We start from the raw sequence: 15,454 nt of genomic DNA, 5'->3' as shown, positions 1-15,454 counted from the left end.
TGAACGCCTGAAGAGAGCTAAGTCACTTTAGAGCATAACTAAGACAAAGCGTGTAAAACGCCAAGCAACAGCTGAGTGAGGGAAAAGATGTCAGAGCAAGTTTGGGATCGATCAGTTGAATTGTTAGTGGTAGGCACGGGCAACGGCGGGTTAACCGCAGCAGTCTGTAACTACGAAATGGGCACCAAAGACGTATTGGTCATCGAAAAGGCCAACGAAGTCGGTGGGACCAGTTCTTCCTCGGGTGGTGGTATTTGGATCCCTTGCAGCCATTACGCTCAGGAAGCTGGCGCTCAGGATTCGATCGAGGAAGCACGCGAATATTTACGTCAAACATTGGAAGGCGAAGATGTCCCGCCGGAATTGATTGATAACTACCTCGAGAACGGGCCAAAGATGCTGCGATTTTTGCATGATCGTACGCCTGTCCGCTACGAATCACTGGACCACTACCCCGATTACTACACCAACTTGCCGGGTGCTAAAGAGGGGCATCGCTCGCTCGAGCCCGCGCCCTTTATGGCGTCTGAGTTGGGAAGCGATTACAAGAAATTGCGTTACACCCATCACATGATGCGTATGTTCGGTTTGATTCACTTTACCCAAGTCGAAGCCCAGGTTTTGATGGTGCAAATGCCCGGCTGGATTAAAGTTCTGATGAAAATGTTGTGGGACTATGCCATCGATATACCCTGGCGTTTGCGTACCAAGATTTCGCGGCGCTTATGCTGCGGCTCGGCAGGTGTGGGCCGTTTATTCTTGGCGGCCAAACAGCGCAACATTCCGATTGAGCTGGACACCGCCTTCAAAGAGTTAATCGTTGAAGACAACCGTGTTGTCGGCGCGGTCATCGAGCAAAATGGCAAAACACTGCGCGTACAGGCCAGTAAAGGCGTGATACTGGCCTCGGGTGGCTTTGAAAAAAATCAAGCGCTGCGCGAGCAGTACTTACCCGCACCTACTAACACTGAGTGGAGTGCAGGTGCCGAGACCAACCAAGGGGACGCCTTGCAGGCTGGCCTGAACGTGGGTGCTAAAACGCGTTTAATTAACGGCGCATGGTGGACGACCACCGTTTGTGTACCCGACGAGCCACAGCCACGCTTAAGCATCATGGAAAAATCCTTCCCGGGTTCTTGCGTAGTGAACAAAGCTGGCAAGCGTTTTGCTAACGAATCGCAAAACTACATGGCCTTCCAGAAAGAGTTGTTCAAAGCGCACACCGACGAAAACCCCTGTGCTCCTGCCTACCACGTGTTCGATGCGCGTTTCCGTCGCACCTACATTGCCGGGCCGCTAATGACGTCTGCAATGAAGCCCGATTGGACCATCCCCAAAAAATGGTTTGAGACGGGTCTTGTCGCTAAAGCGAATACCATTCGCGAATTGGCCGAGAAGCTCGGCATTGATCCCGACGGTCTGGAAGAAACTATTAAAAAAATGAACGACTATGCGGTGACGGGTAAAGACGAAGAGTTCGGACGCGGCGATTCTGCTTACGATCGCTACTACGCCGACCCAGCGATTAAACCCAACCCGTGTTTGGCGAGCATCGATGAGGCGCCTTACTACGCGATGCGTATCGACGCGGGTGATTTTGGTACTTTGGGTGGATTAGACACCACGATTGATGCGCAGGTTAAAGCCGAAGCAGGTGGTGTTATCGAAGGTTTGTATGCCGTAGGTAACGCCTCAGCTGCCTTGTTGCCAACCTATCCCGGTCCGGGCGCGACTTTGGGCCCTGCGATGACTATGGCCTACCAAGCCGCTAAGCACATTAATAACTACAAGGATTAAGCATGTTAGATCTAGAAGCCATCGAGCTGATTAAACAGCTAAAAGCGCGTTACTTCCGTTTTTTAGATACCGGCAACCAAGAGGGTTTGGCGTCGGTTTTTACGGAGGATGCGACCGCGCATTTTATCGGTGGCCACTACGATATCGATGTGCAGGGTCGCGATAAACTCTTAAAGTTTTATGCCTACTCGTTTACCGAAGACAAGTTCGGAATGCACAATGGGCATCATCCCGAAATTACGGTGGACGGCGACAATGCCACTGGCCTTTGGTATCTGCAGGATATTTTCATTAACTTGGAAGAGAACACCACGGTCATGGGCTCAGCCATTTATGAGGATACTTATGTCAAAGTCGATGGTGAATGGAAAATTAAAACCACCAACTACGAGCGTCTATGGGAGGAAATTCACCCGCGTTCGCCCGATATCAAGTTGTTGGCTCGGCCGGTAAAAACCAAAAAATAAGCACTGCTGCGTGATGAAGAAGCCGAGTATCTACTCGGCTTTTTTGTTGTTAGCGAGTGTGAAAATCGAGCCTGGGTCTGGTGGTGTATGGAATAGATCTGGCGATTAGGCTTTGCTATGATTTTGGCATCGGTGTGTAGCGCAGCCTGGTAGCGCACTTGCTTCGGGAGCAAGGGGTCGGAGGTTCAAATCCTCTCACACCGACCATCACTTAGTGGGTGCATACCGGACACATGGGTTGCACTTTATACCGGAGGGCGTGACGCGGATTACGCTCTAGGCTTTGGTAAGCCATACATCGAGGGCAGCCGGCTTATGGAAGTAATAGCCCTGAAATAAAGAGCAGCCCAATTGTTGCACGCAGGCCAGCTCTTCCTCCGTCTCAATTCCCTCTGTAACCACAGCCATTCCCAGAGCGTGGCCAAGCTGGATCGTGGATTGAACGATGGGCGCTCGCGGATCATCTGCAGTTATTCCGGCAACAAAGCTTCGGTCTATTTTAAGACTGTGCGCATCAAGTACGTGCAAATAACTCAAACTCGAATAACCCGTACCAAAATCGTCAATAGCGGTTTTAATGCCTAGATTCGCCAGTGACTTGACGGTGCGTATGACGGTATCGATATCTTCGAGAAATACCGACTCGGTGATTTCAATTGAGAGTGACTCAAAGGGGATGTCATACTTTCGACAAGCCTGTCTAATCAGGCTAACGACATCTTGGTGGCGAAAGGAGTGTGCAGGAATATTGATGGAAATTGGCGCCGTTATCTCCTGTGCCCGCAGTAAAGAGCTCGCTCGTGCCGCTTCGCGAATCACCCACTCGGTGATCGCGAGTATTAATCCTGACTGCTCGGCCAGCTCGATCAGTTCTCCTGTCGAGCACCGAAAAGGATTGTCCCATCGCAACAGAGCCTCGAAACTCGATATTTTATTCTGCTCCGTTGACCAAATAGGTTGCAATGCCAGCGCCAAAGAGTGATCTTCTATCGCACGGTTTGCCGCCTCTTTTATGCGCAGCTGTCGGTCAAGGGCATCGCCAAGTTGTTTTTTATACCAGCAGTGTGTCGCGCCCGATAATTTAAGCTCTTTTGTTTGATACAGGGCAAGATCGGCAGCGCTCATCAGCGATTCGAGCGATGTCGAATCGTCTGGGTAACGCGCTAACCCGACGCTGAGCGACAAAGGGAATGGCGAGCCGGATAAGCTGAACTCTTTTGCTAAAGTAATGACCTGTTCTATTAGCAGCTCTACATGATATTGGTTGGTTCCTGGCCATAAGATCGAGTATTCGTCACCACCTAGCCTAGCTACGATCGCCTTGTCACTGAATACCTCGACAAGCACCTGCGCCACATATTGAAGTGCTTTATCGCCACAGATGTGACCGTAGCGGTCGTTAATGATTTTAAAGTCATTAATGTCTACCGCCAGCAGGCAAAAGGGCTTCTCACCTCGAACCCATTGTTGGGCAATGTCTGAGAACTGACGACGGTTAGCGACCTGGGTTAAACTGTCCGTCAGGGCGAGTTGTCGTACTTGAGTCTCTTGCTCGATACGCTCGTGCATGTCAATAATAGAGCCCACAAGGCGCACTGAGGACTCGGTTTGTTCAACCACTTGCCCGTTGAGCTGATGCCATCGCATGACACCCGCGGGCGCTAGCCGCACTCTGACCTCTAGAGTTTCAGAGTGTTCGATATGAGCGATTAACTGAGAGTAAAGCTGATTCCATTCATCGCAATCCAAAGCATTTAAATCGAGATATTGCCCCCCGTTGTCACCCGTTTGAAAGAGTTGTAAAGGTTGGCTTCGAGAGCGCTGCTCGTCTGCCAATTCTGAGCGTTGAATAACCCATTCCCATACGATAGCTCTGGCGGCATTAATGACGACGTCCAGACGATCGAGAGATTCCTTTTGCATTGCTGCAGTCTCGATCGCTTGCTTTTGCAATTGTTCCTGTTGATGGATCACTTTAATGCGTTCCTGCTCTAACGCACTTTCTAGATCAGTGGTAAGTGTCGTAAGAGAGGCGCTGAGTTGACGGATCTCGATGGGACCGTCTGCGACACCGGTGAAACTCTCTCCTGAGAGCGCCTGTCGCGCGTTTCTCGACAGGCGCGCAACAGGATTAGAGATTCCAATGACGAGCCACCACGCCACCAGACTGAGTGTCAGCACGGAGCCGACTACGACGGCCAATAGTGTGAAGAGGTAGGTACTTTCTTGACGATTCTCAACGTCGATCTGCCGGTCTTGGAATTGCTCTATCTGTTGTCTTAGACGCTCTGATCGCTCGACAATTTTAGATGATACCGAATCAAATCGCTCAAGCCAGACCGAACTGCCGACATTATTACTCGGGTTAGACGATTGCTTGACGATGCTGCTGAGCTCTGTGACGAGTGTGGTCTGAAGTCTAATATCTTGCGTGTCGCAGCAGCGATCCATAGAGGCCTGAAGCTGCTCTAATTCTGTTATTAGGTTCGCAACATGTTCTTCAAAGGGGAGCAAAAGAAAGGTTTGGCGCGATGCGACAATTAAATCACCCAGCAACAAAAGACTTGCGACTTCATTCTCAAATGCGCGAATTCGAAGTCCAAGATTCTCACTGGTGGCTGAATCGGCTCGCGTTTGTCTTAGGGTCTCAGTTTGTTGATAAACGACCCACCATGAAAGACACAGCAACAAAGCTGCAAAGACGACGGGCAGCGATGCATAGTGTGAAACTTTCATACTGAATCGAGTCTAATCACCGATCAGGCCACCGTATTCAAGAACCGCCAAGGTTTTAATTGCCGAACGCGTAATCGCAGCAAATAAAGGTTCTTGCTCGTCGCTTAAGCCCAGTTGTTTCAACCACATCCTGTCCACGTTGTCGGTGCGTTCATGCAGAAGTTCGCTAAGAGAGGTTAGGTCTCTTCGGTAGAAGACCGCGTGGACCTTGTCAGAATTCATGGCCTCGCAGTGTTGCGACCTGCAGCGTTGTAATGTGAAGTCTACGACGCGTCCGTTTCGGTCAATCATCCATGCGATTTCCATCAAGCCCCATGGCGTTGCTTCAGGCCGGACATGAACGAGACCTAATTTTCCATTCTCGTCATCCCATACCGTATACAGAGTGTGGTATCCAAGCTCTTGGTGATGCATCGTTACGCCTACCGAGTCGACAATGGCAGCCCTCGTTCGGTCGTCAATACTTAACACTTCGGAGTTGAATGACACTGATTCGGGGACTAAGTCGCGAATAACACGAGAGGGGTCGCGCAGCTCACAAAAGGCTTGGGAATATGCAAGAGGCGTGTTTAAGGTTGCCAACGCTAGCATGAGCTTGAGTAAATTTTGCATCTTACATCCCTCCAAAAATACGTTTTCGAAACTGCAGTTGGAAGAGCTCTGGCGGCTCGGATCCCGGCTCGACATCACTCCATACTCGCCATTGAGCACTCAGATGTAGGCCCAGTTTAGGCTCCCATTTGACGCCGAGGTGCAAATTTTGCGATGTGACTGTCTGTGAATTGGCCAATTCGTTCTCTTGGTGTCGAAATTGCGCGTAGGTATCTAACATACCATCGTTGGACTCGTGGGCGATTTCCAGCAATGCATATTTGCGATCAAGATCCTTGTCGGAGCCCACCGAAAAATCCCCTATAAACCGGTATCGATCGCGGTAAATCAAAAAATCGGCGCCGACACGTTGCTTTTGAACAGTCCCTGCTGGCGTCCAGAAATCGCCATCTAACCATGACAGGCCCCAAACCAAGTTGTGGTAACGAGATCGCCCTAAGCGGCCGCTCCATATCCCGGGATTGCCTTCGGTTTCCCAGTCGTTCCCACTACCTCGTGTCCAAGCAAATTCATATTCGTAGTCTCCAGTGTCTCCGTGTACGCTCAGACCCCAGTCGACTTTTAAGCCAATGTTGCTGGTGAGCTGCCGCAAGGTGCCGTTTGTGTCGAGAGCGAGGCTTTCTGAACCGAAGGGCAACTCAAAATGTCCTACTTTTAGGTTGATGGAGCGATCGCCTGTTAAGTGAAAATCAATCAGGGCGTTTCGCCACTGGATAGCACCGTCGTCTTCATTATCGAGAAAGCCAGGGAAAGGGTTTAAATTATTCGCATCGACCCAGTAGGGCTGAAAAAAAATCGTCGCAAAATCTTTGGAGTCATTCGAAATGACTTTGTGAAGATCGAGTCCGACAAAATACATTTGAGACGAGGGGCGGCCTTCAGGCATATTGAGTCGTGCTGCGAAATCGTAGGCATAGCGTGTTTTGGATGGCACAGTTAATTGAGTCGCGCCATGAGCAGCAAAACTCGTTGCAAAACTGAGTGCTACTGACCCTATTAAGCTAACGATTGGCACAAGGAACTTCATCGAGTTCTCCCGTTTGTTATTGTTCGACTAGGGCCAAGATTTGCCGGTTATTAGGCGCCCACTGCCCACCGCAAATCGTATCGCGTTTTATGTGCATTTTCATCGTTTTTTAGGAGAATATGCCAACCGGTAATCCTCAAGAGACATTTGTGTTCAAGCCCACTATATTTACCGTTTAGTTATGTTCGATTTGGAATCATGATCATGTTCAAGCAAGCTTTAGCCTTTGTACTGCTAGCGGCACTTTTGCACGGCTGTTCGATGACATCCCGACAAGCAGATGCCTGGATTGCGGTTTCTCAGTCAGACGCTGAACTTGATGTTGCTATCGTTCAATGCCGGCAGGAAGTTACCCCTATAATGGTCAAGGTGCGCACGGATTTCATTTTGCAAGAGAATGCTCAACGGCGTGACTGCGAGAAGGCAATTCGGCAGTCTCCTGAAGCGAAGGCAACCTACGTCGATGACGGTTTTGGGGGCTTGAAGTCTTTGGACGACGACGCTATCGCTGAGATGTGCGAGCCATCTTTGGGTGAACGTCGCCGCCGCGAGGCTGAAATTGAGTCTTTGCAACGCGCTGCAATGGAACCGTGCATGCAAGGCTTAGGTTTTGACTTAGTGCTGCCTGAAAACTGAAGCTCTAGACGGGTTTTACTATTTTAGCGCGTCATCTCTTAAAATCGCGTACTGCCACATGTCGCACCATTCGCCTTTGGTAAAGACCGATTGTCTGAATTCCGCTTCTCTGCGCATGCCGAGTTTGACGGCAAGCGCTGCTGATTCAGGATTGCGGGCATCGATATTGGCGACTACTCGGTGCAAATTGGTGTGCTGAAATAGCTTTTTTAGTAGGTATGAGCTCGCTTCAAGTGCGAGTCCTTGGCGCCAGAATTGGCGATTTGTCACCCAGCCGATATCGGCGGTTCGGTTGGCTTTGGATATGAGAGACGCGTTCGATTGGCCAACGACTTTACCTGTTGTCTTGAGCGCCCAGCCAAGGACCCAAAAATCACCTTCCTTTTCAAATTGATCGCTTGCGGTTTCGTAGTGAGCTAGCGCATGTTCGACGTCGGTTCGAGAGCGCTGAGTCCAGGGGATATACTTAATAACCTGAGGGTCTGCATGATACTCGAGGAGATCCTCTGTATCCCAGACCGTTAGACGTCTCATGACCAGTCGTGGTGTATCAATGCTTATTGCTGGCACCTGCGATACTCCTTCGTTAAGGTGATTGAGCGGTGAAGGACAGTGGTTTATATCCCGAAGTATTGGTCATCGAGTTTGGCGTTTACGCTCGATTGTCTGAATTTAAATTGCCAGCCTAAGGCTGTTCTAACAACGCGGTCCTCGTAAATCCCGGTGGCGACTAATTGACAGGGCTGGCTGAAATCTACACGTTGATGGGTGTAAAGCAGCATGCTTCTGACGCGGGCTTCGTTGGGCGATGAGGCGGTGATTAATGGGTTAATCAGGTTGTGTCCCACTTGAATGGCGGGGTCCCGCTGCGCGAGTCGTTCTTCAATCCAAGATCGAATCGCTGACTGCCCTTTTGGGTTGCCCACCTGGGTCGTCATTTCTGCGTCTTCAGTGAACAATGTCATGACCAAATCCGCACGAGCCGCGTCCATACCATGGCAATATCGAGCGAGTAAGTCGTGAATTGCCAAAATATCCTCCGTGGGAAGTGCTAGGGTCATTAGTCTATATGGTCCTTGAGTCGGGTCCTTTGAGTGATTAACGTTTCGAGAGAGTTAGGATCGTTTATACACAGTATCAATCGAAGAATATAGTCAATAATAGGTAAACGTTGTCAGTGACACACCGAGGGTATGAACATGGATCAACAAAAAGCACGTTTCATCGTAGGCACCGGTCGATGTGGCTCGACGATATTGTCAAAAATGATGGGCCTTCACCCCGATGTCGCCGTTTTATCCGAGTTCATGGTGTCGATGGATATCGTAAACAGACTGGGCCAACGAGAAATATCAGGGGAGGACTTCGCTGACTTGCTCGACTGCGGTGTCAAAGCCGGTGCAGGTGAGTACAAGCGTATTGTGAACCATTTGCGCACCCCAGAAATTCTATTTAAGGGCGGTACTGACAATCTACCTGATACGGTGGAGGGATACAAAGATGGTGTTTTTCCCGAGATCCTGCTGATTCCACTCGCGCAATTATTTGATGACCCCGAGCCTGTCTTTCATGAGTTGATAGACTTCGCTAAGCAATTACCCCTTCAGCTATTGAGTGAGCAGTACCGCGTGGTCTTTGAATGGTTGTGCAAAAAGGCAGGCAAAACCATCTGGATTGAACGTAGTGGTGGCTCCATTTTTTGCGTTGACCCATTACTCGAACTGTTCCCCGAAGCTCAGTTCTTGTATCTATACCGAGACCCCTTAGCTGTGGCGCTCTCGATGCAGCAGCATAATCACTTTCGAGTCATGACCTTCGAGATGCTGGATCTTGAGACCGAAGACGGTATTCGCTGGGGCGATTTAGATGAAACCGATTTGAATAACCGCAGGCCAATGTCCGATCGATTGGCTTCGGTCATGCGCCACCCCGTGCCGCTCGAGCCGTTTTTAGAGAACGTTAGAGATACGTCTCTAGCAGGTCTTGCCGCTGTTGATAAGCTCACAGAAGAGCAGTATCGGGCGGTGAGCTTTGAGCGCATTATGACCACACCAAAAGAGGCTCTGATCGATATTGCCGATTTTTTTGGCCTTAGTGCCAATGAAGAATGGTTGGATAGCGCCTCCGCACTTTTGAATCCAGATCAGTTGGCGAAAGAGCCCGAGGATCCAGCGCTTCGCGCCCTGGCTGACGAGTATTGTGGTGAGGTGATGCATCGGTTGCGCGCTTTGGACAAGCATGCTGTTTGAGAGAGTCTCCCGACGGGGGTTTGTTGTCTAGCAGTGTGCAGGTGCCCGGTGCTCTCTATACCAATGAGTACCATTTTTTGTTTCGGTGGCGCGATAAACAAGGGGTCCAACTCAAGGACTCCATGGATACAGAAATGATGACAGATATCTTGTGCGGTCGCGCAAGAACTAAGTCTTCGCCTTTTTTGAGGATGTGGGTCTAACGGAGTGCCACGCTCAAAACGTGATCGTTTGAAAATCACCCGTCGTGCCCATTAAATGGCAATAAAATTTTCGGGATCAATGACGCAGCAGTAGTATTTTTGTGCATGTCCCAGTATTCTTGATGGCGTTCACAGCCCTTACTATCACAGCAACTTATGACTTACTGTTTAGCTATTGCCCTGCAAGAAGGGCTTGTTTTTTGTTCTGACTCGCGCACCAATGCGGGAGCGGATCGCGTCAGTACGTACAGCAAAATGCACCGCTTTGAACACGCTGGGGATCGTCAGCTCGTGTTATTAACGGCGGGTAATTTGGCAACCAGTCAGGCGGTTGTAGCGCAAATGCAACGTGATGCCGAGAATGGCGTCGAGGGTAATTACACCCAGGCCGCCTATGTATCTGAAGTGGCTGATTACGTCGGAAAATTGTGTTTGGCGGAGCAGGGTAAATATGCCAACGGTGGCCCTAACGCGGGTTTCAATGCTGAAGCGACCTTTATTCTTGGAGGGCAGATTGGATCTCATGCGCCAGAGTTATACCTTATTTACCCAGAGGGTAACCACATTACCGTCTCGGGCGAGCACCCGTTTCTACAAATCGGCGAAACCAAATACGGCAAGCCCATTTTAGACCGAATTATTCGAGCGGATACCGAGCCACACACAGCCATGCGCTGCGCTTTGGTGTCGGTCGATTCGACCATGCGCTCTAATGCAACCGTAGGGCCCCCGATTGAGTGCGGCTTTTATCACAAGGATTCGCTCGAACCTCTATCATCGTATGTCAAGCTTGAAGACAACCACCCCTATTTGGTGAAGCTGCGCAAGTCTTGGGATGAGAGCTTGGCCAGCGCTTTTAGTGGCTTACCCTCACTTGCCGAGGTGTTCGAGTAGCGAGCACTTTTGCCGCGCAAGTTTCCGCAATACCTCCAAGGTATGCCCCCGCTGCTGAGTGCGACGACTCGCGGTCCATGACGACACTATTTAGGCGCGGCAATGGTGTCGTGAACAAACTCAAGCTTCCTCGCAATGGGTTCGGCGATGACAAAAGGGTAGGCGTCGTTGTGGCCAACCGCTCGGTTCAGCTCGTTTAACGCCACCGATAGACTGCGCCATTGTCTGAGCTTGGTGTCGAAGTCTGCCTCGAAAGGATCCGAGCGAATAAAGCCTTGTCTATGCGCAGTGTCTAGAGCGTCCATCATATGTAAGTAATGCGCCCAGCTCTCGGCCCAGTCTTCAACTGGGTGGGCGGAAGCGTAGCGACTGATGTATTTCTGGTACCATTTCGAGTCGCCGCCGGTGGCGTAATAGCGTTCCAGCGCTTGGCCGTAATCGCTTCGCTCATCGTTAAAGCGCTCTCTGAAACGCTCTAACCAGGCCTGATCTTCCGCAAAGCGTCCCCAAAAGTAGTGCCCAACTTCATGGCGAAAGTGGCCGAGTAGGGTGCGGTAGCGCTCTTGCATATCTTCTTGCGCCTGTTTGCGGGCTACCTCATTCGCTTCTAGGATATTCAAGGTGATAATACCGCCTGCGAAGCCTGTGGTCACAAAGGTTTCGGCAAAGTCCCAGTTAGAACGTCCGTCTTCAATAAAATCGAATAGCAGGCCGTCGGCGCAGGTCCAACCTAATTCGGGCCAAAGCCCGATTTGGTAAATACCAAATAACATGCGCTTTTTAGCCTGTTCCATTCGCCACCACAGCAGACGGTTATCGGGTTTGGACTGGTCGGGGACCGTTCGATTAAAGCGACACGCTGGGCAGTAATCTTGCAAGTCGTGTTCAGGCACAAGCCAGTTGCAGACGCCAAATTCTGTTGTATTGCGGCACAGCTTGTAGTGCTGCCCCGAGCTTGATCGCCATGCCTCACCATCGGGTTTTAGGCTCTCAAGTCCAGAGTTAAGGTCAAAGCCTACGCGAGCACCGCACAAGTTACAGCGCTCGCTATCAAAGAAGAGGGTGGCGCCACACTGGCAAGTCGATTGAATCATTCCGGGCTCATATTAAACCACGTGTGTTGGATGATGGTGTCAATCTCCATCAGTCGTCGTTGCAGTGTGTCGATGAACTCGTGTAGTTCACTGACTTCCGCACTGGCTATTTTGAACCGGTCCAACTCTTTATTAACTGCTCGAACTGTCCTTAAAGCGGGTTGTGCTTTAGGGAGTGGGGCCAGCAGTTCAATCATGTCGTTCAGACCAAAGGCCACCGAGTTTGGAAATTTCAGAGACTGCAGCAAAAATGCGGCCGTCGTATCGCGGTCGATCACGGGCCCAAAGCTCCTGCGATAAGCGCTGAGCGCCAGTTGAGACTCTAACACGTTGCCCCACAGTAACGATTCAACCGCTAGCGCTTTTTTTCCCAAACGATGGATCGCTTTAGCGCCTGTATCGAGTATGCGCGTCGCCATATCCGCCCGCTCAATGACCCTGCCCATGGTGATAAACCGATGCACATGGTCGCGATTGAGGGAGTGCTGAAAGGCACTGAAAATGAGTTGAGTGCGCGCAATGACTTCCTCTAAGAATTCGTATCGATTGCGTCGAGCGACCGACTGACTGGCATGTTCCTGAACGTATAGGTGCAGTTCGTTCACGTGCTCCCAAACGTCATCGCTCAGCACGCCTCGAGTGGTTCGGACGTTTTCGCGGGCACATGAGATTGAAAAAGGTATGCTGTTGGTCGAGTCATTCAGCGCTAATAAGTAGCGCATCACATTCGTTTCTGAGTTTGCATTGAAACGCTGACTGAAGGCTTCTTGGGCATCGAAGGTCTCGACTAGCACGTCCCATTCGGGTGACTGGCCGATGGGTAAATCCATGATTAAATGGGTAAAGGACCTGGTTAGTCTGGCAGTGGCTTGCGCGCGTTCTAGATAGCGCGCTAGCCAGTACAAACGCTCGGCTACACGGGACAGTAAGATCATGGGGTATCCTCCACAATCCAAGTGTCTTTGCTCCCACCACCTTGCGAACTATTGACCACGAGAGAGCCTTTACGCATGGCGACTCGTGTGAGACCTCCTGGGGTGACCCACGTATCCGCGCCCTGCAGGATAAATGGCCGCAAATCAAGGTGCCGAGGCTCAATCGTATGGTCGACAAACGTTGGGGCGGTAGACAGTGATAGCGTCGGCTGGGCGATATAATTCCGCGGATTGTCCTCGATTAACTTCGCGAACTTTCGGTGGGTTTTGGCGTCGGCGTGAGGACCCACCATAAGTCCGTAGCCACCCGACTCATTCGCCGGTTTAACCACCAGTTTTTCAAGGTTATTCAGCACGTACTCCCGATCTTGTTCATGCATACAAAGGTAAGTCGGAACGCTGGCCAGCAATGGCTCTTCTTTTAAATAGTAACGAATCATCTCGGGTACAAATGCGTAGACCACTTTATCGTCTGCTACGCCGCTTCCCGGTGCATTAGCGATCGCGACTTTGCCGGCCCGCCAGGCACGTGTTAGACCCGCTACACCCAGAGCGGAATCCTCGCGAAACGCCTCAGGATCCATGAAGTCATCGTCAATGCGTCGGTAAATAACATCAACCCTGACGGGGCCTTCGACGGTGTGCATGTAGACAAAATCATGGTCATCGACTGATAAATCAGCGCCTTCTACCAATTCTGCACCCATACCCTGTGCAAGGTAGGCGTGTTCGAAATAGGCGGAGTTGAATATTCCCGGGGTGAGTACAACGACGCACGGCTTAGTCCTCGTGCGAGGGGAGAGTGACGCCAGCATTCGGAAGAGTTTGGCGGGGTAATCATCCACTGGACGGATGCTATAGTGTTCGAACAGCTCAGGTAACACCCGTTTGGTGACCTCGCGGTTCTCGAGCATGTAAGAGACCCCAGAGGGAACGCGTAGGTTGTCCTCTAGCACATAAAACTGGCCGTCGCGGTCTCGAATCAGATCGGACCCACATATGTTCGCCCAAACTCCGTGCTTGGGGGAAAACCCTACGCAAGGTTTTTTAAAGTTGGGCGATTCGAGTACGGTCTCAGCGGGCACCACCCCGTCCTTCAATATTTTTTGCCGGTTATAGACGTCGTCGATAAAACGGTTGAGCGCTTTGTTGCGCTGCACTAAGCCTTTTGACACCTGTTGCCAAGTGGAGGTTGGAATAATTCTCGGGATCAGGTCAAAAGGCCAGGCTCGGTCGATATTCTCGCCGTCGCTGTAGACCGTAAAGCTAACGCCCATTTCTTTCATGGTGAGATCTGCCGCGGCTCGGCGTTGCTGTAGAGCCTCGGGAGATGAGTTGCGTAAGAACTGGACGGCTCGCTTAGCGGCTGGCCGTGAGCGTCCACTTTTGGTGATTAACTCATCGTAATGCTCATCTTGTTGGTAGGGTTGCCAAGACGATGTCGTCATTGCTTAAACTCGGTTGTCGGTTTTATTCGAGAATACTCCAAAGTTTCCCAATCCTCTATAAGTAGCTGATATATAGTGATTATTTTGTTAATTATGCTGTTCATTGGTGCGCTGCGCATGGCAATTTGCACCTATATGGTGCGATTCCAGGGGTTTTTGTGGCGTAAATTTCTGAGCCACCGTAAGTTCCATCGTTTTTTTGTCTTGAGAGCTTGCTTGATCGTAATCAAGTCCTTCTTAGAATGGCGTTGAGGTCTTTAATTAATACATTATGATTATCTAATATTTTTCAGCGGAGACACATCATGATGGAAAAACTCGGTATTAGTTTACTTTTTGCTATTGCCATGTTGCTTACCGCCTGTGGTGGGGGTGGGTCGAGTACCCCCGTTGTCACGTCGCCGGCAGCGACTGATCCCGACCCTGTGGTAACGGTCGATGCTGATGGTAATACGTCGTTTGATTCCACCACCTTAGCCGCGCAGTTGGATGCAATGGCTTTGGGTGAGTTAAATCAAGAAGAAACTGATGGTTTGCTGCTGATGCGTGAGGAAGAAAAGCTAGCGCGGGATGTGTATTTGGCTTTGTATGACATTCATGGACTGAATATTTTCAATAACATCAGTTCTAGCGAGCAAACGCATACCGACGCGGTGTTAGCGCTGCTTCAGCGCTACAGCTTAACTGATCCAGTAGGAGAAAATGCCACAGGCGTGTTTGCGAACGTCGACCTGCAGCAGTTGCATGACGCGTTAGTGGCTCAAGGGACGAATAGTTTACTGGACGCCTTGTACGTAGGCGCCGAGATTGAAGAGTTGGACATTGCCGATATCGAGAATCTCAAACTTCAGTTGGTCGACAACGATGACATTGCGCTGGTGTACGATAATTTGCTTAAAGGTTCACGCAACCATTTGCGTTCCTTTTACCGCCAAATCGAGTCCAATGGCGGTACTTATACGCCTACTCACATCACCCAGGCGCAGTTCGATGACATTGTGAACAGTGATATGGAGCGTGGTTAACCAAATTTATGCCGGTCTACAGCAAAACATTGGGGCCTTAGGGCCCCTTTTTGTGGCGTATTCTTTTATTCCGAAACCTTAAATCGCCCACCTTCTATCAAGCTGTTAAAGGCCGAGTGTTGTATTAATCAGGGTTTGGCAAACCGGCTTGTAGCTCGGGTGTGTAAAGATCGCAAACTCACCAGCCTCGATGCCTCGAAACACGATTTCAGCGCAGCGTCTGGGCGAAATCGCTTCCATTAAATCAGGCGCTTCGGTTTTTCCGGCATCGTCGACGGGGCCATTCTCTAGGTTATCGGCAACGAGCCCCGAGCTGGCTAATATAGGGGTA

At 50.5% G+C, this 15,454-nt stretch carries 15 protein-coding genes and 1 tRNA gene; 7 read left to right on the top strand and 9 right to left on the bottom strand.

The window, feature by feature from the left end; genetic code table 11:
• Window positions 1-87: 87 nt before the first annotated feature.
• The 3 genes from ACTF5Z_RS04850 (at window position 88) to ACTF5Z_RS04840 (ending at window position 2,471) form a co-directional block, all read left to right on the top strand.
• Window positions 88-1,797 (top strand): FAD-binding protein, encoded by a 1,710-nt coding sequence (locus ACTF5Z_RS04850; RefSeq protein WP_438984717.1) that lies wholly within the window; start codon window positions 88-90, stop codon window positions 1,795-1,797.
• A gap of 2 nt (window positions 1,798-1,799) precedes the next feature.
• Window positions 1,800-2,264, top strand: coding sequence for a nuclear transport factor 2 family protein (locus tag ACTF5Z_RS04845; RefSeq protein ID WP_423849938.1), 465 nt, complete (start codon window positions 1,800-1,802; stop codon window positions 2,262-2,264).
• Window positions 2,265-2,394: 130 nt separating this feature from the next.
• A tRNA-Pro gene (locus tag ACTF5Z_RS04840) sits at window positions 2,395-2,471 on the top strand.
• A 69-nt stretch (window positions 2,472-2,540) separates the two neighbouring features.
• Here ACTF5Z_RS04840 and ACTF5Z_RS04835 read toward each other — a convergent pair.
• From ACTF5Z_RS04835 to ACTF5Z_RS04825, 3 genes are read right to left on the bottom strand one after another with little or no spacing between them, the layout of a single operon-like run.
• A complete protein-coding gene (locus ACTF5Z_RS04835; RefSeq protein WP_438984716.1) occupies window positions 2,541-5,000 on the bottom strand; it encodes a putative bifunctional diguanylate cyclase/phosphodiesterase in 2,460 nt (819 codons plus the stop codon).
• A gap of 12 nt (window positions 5,001-5,012) precedes the next feature.
• Window positions 5,013-5,612, bottom strand: a complete 600-nt coding sequence (locus tag ACTF5Z_RS04830; protein WP_438984715.1) for a hypothetical protein — start codon at window positions 5,610-5,612, stop codon at window positions 5,013-5,015.
• A gap of 1 nt (window position 5,613) precedes the next feature.
• Window positions 5,614-6,639, bottom strand: a complete 1,026-nt coding sequence (locus ACTF5Z_RS04825; RefSeq protein ID WP_438984714.1) for a hypothetical protein — start codon at window positions 6,637-6,639, stop codon at window positions 5,614-5,616.
• Window positions 6,640-6,843: 204 nt separating this feature from the next.
• Here ACTF5Z_RS04825 and ACTF5Z_RS04820 point away from each other — a divergent pair, with 204 nt between their 5' ends.
• Entirely contained in the window at window positions 6,844-7,275 is a 432-nt protein-coding gene (locus tag ACTF5Z_RS04820) for a hypothetical protein (protein WP_438984713.1), read from the top strand.
• Window positions 7,276-7,293: 18 nt separating this feature from the next.
• On the opposite strand, the gene ACTF5Z_RS04815 is transcribed toward ACTF5Z_RS04820, so the two are convergent.
• Window positions 7,294-7,845 (bottom strand): GNAT family N-acetyltransferase, encoded by a 552-nt coding sequence (locus tag ACTF5Z_RS04815; protein WP_438984712.1) that lies wholly within the window; start codon window positions 7,843-7,845, stop codon window positions 7,294-7,296.
• A 47-nt stretch (window positions 7,846-7,892) separates the two neighbouring features.
• Window positions 7,893-8,336 (bottom strand): nuclear transport factor 2 family protein, encoded by a 444-nt coding sequence (locus tag ACTF5Z_RS04810; RefSeq protein WP_438984711.1) that lies wholly within the window; start codon window positions 8,334-8,336, stop codon window positions 7,893-7,895.
• 138 nt (window positions 8,337-8,474) lie between these two features.
• On the opposite strand from ACTF5Z_RS04810, the gene ACTF5Z_RS04805 reads away from it, so the two are divergent.
• Together ACTF5Z_RS04805 and ACTF5Z_RS04800 are read left to right on the top strand one after the other, a co-directional pair.
• Window positions 8,475-9,524 (top strand): sulfotransferase, encoded by a 1,050-nt coding sequence (locus ACTF5Z_RS04805; protein WP_438984710.1) that lies wholly within the window; start codon window positions 8,475-8,477, stop codon window positions 9,522-9,524.
• A gap of 359 nt (window positions 9,525-9,883) precedes the next feature.
• The gene (locus ACTF5Z_RS04800; protein WP_438984709.1) at window positions 9,884-10,621 is read left to right on the top strand and encodes a peptidase; all 738 of its coding nucleotides are present in this window, start codon (window positions 9,884-9,886) and stop codon (window positions 10,619-10,621) included.
• 86 nt (window positions 10,622-10,707) lie between these two features.
• On the opposite strand, the gene ACTF5Z_RS04795 is transcribed toward ACTF5Z_RS04800, so the two are convergent.
• Genes ACTF5Z_RS04795 through ACTF5Z_RS04785 form a run of 3 tightly spaced genes read right to left on the bottom strand, consistent with a single transcriptional unit; the run spans window position 10,708 to window position 14,098 of the window.
• The gene (locus tag ACTF5Z_RS04795; RefSeq protein WP_438984708.1) at window positions 10,708-11,715 is read right to left on the bottom strand and encodes a zinc-binding metallopeptidase family protein; all 1,008 of its coding nucleotides are present in this window, start codon (window positions 11,713-11,715) and stop codon (window positions 10,708-10,710) included.
• The gene (locus tag ACTF5Z_RS04790; RefSeq protein WP_438984707.1) at window positions 11,712-12,650 is read right to left on the bottom strand and encodes an alpha-E domain-containing protein; all 939 of its coding nucleotides are present in this window, start codon (window positions 12,648-12,650) and stop codon (window positions 11,712-11,714) included. Before ACTF5Z_RS04790 ends, ACTF5Z_RS04795 begins: the two co-directional genes overlap by 4 nt.
• On the bottom strand, window positions 12,647-14,098 hold the full coding sequence (locus tag ACTF5Z_RS04785; protein WP_438984706.1) for a circularly permuted type 2 ATP-grasp protein: 1,452 nt from the start codon (window positions 14,096-14,098) through the stop codon (window positions 12,647-12,649). The genes ACTF5Z_RS04790 and ACTF5Z_RS04785 overlap by 4 nt, the downstream gene beginning before the upstream one ends.
• 305 nt (window positions 14,099-14,403) lie before the next feature.
• Between ACTF5Z_RS04785 and ACTF5Z_RS04780 the strand changes: the two genes are divergently transcribed.
• A complete protein-coding gene (locus ACTF5Z_RS04780; RefSeq protein WP_438984705.1) occupies window positions 14,404-15,123 on the top strand; it encodes a DUF2202 domain-containing protein in 720 nt (239 codons plus the stop codon).
• Between the two features lie 105 nt (window positions 15,124-15,228).
• Here ACTF5Z_RS04780 and ACTF5Z_RS04775 read toward each other — a convergent pair.
• On the bottom strand, window positions 15,229-15,454 hold a 226-nt coding region (locus tag ACTF5Z_RS04775), incomplete at its 5' end, for a hypothetical protein (RefSeq protein ID WP_438984704.1).

The sequence above is a fragment of the Aequoribacter sp. genome (assembly GCF_965659035.1).
GTDB lineage: Bacteria > Pseudomonadota > Gammaproteobacteria > Pseudomonadales > Halieaceae > Aequoribacter.
The sequence above is the reverse complement of the archived record's forward strand: the minus strand, read 5'-3'. Positions and strand labels throughout refer to the sequence as shown.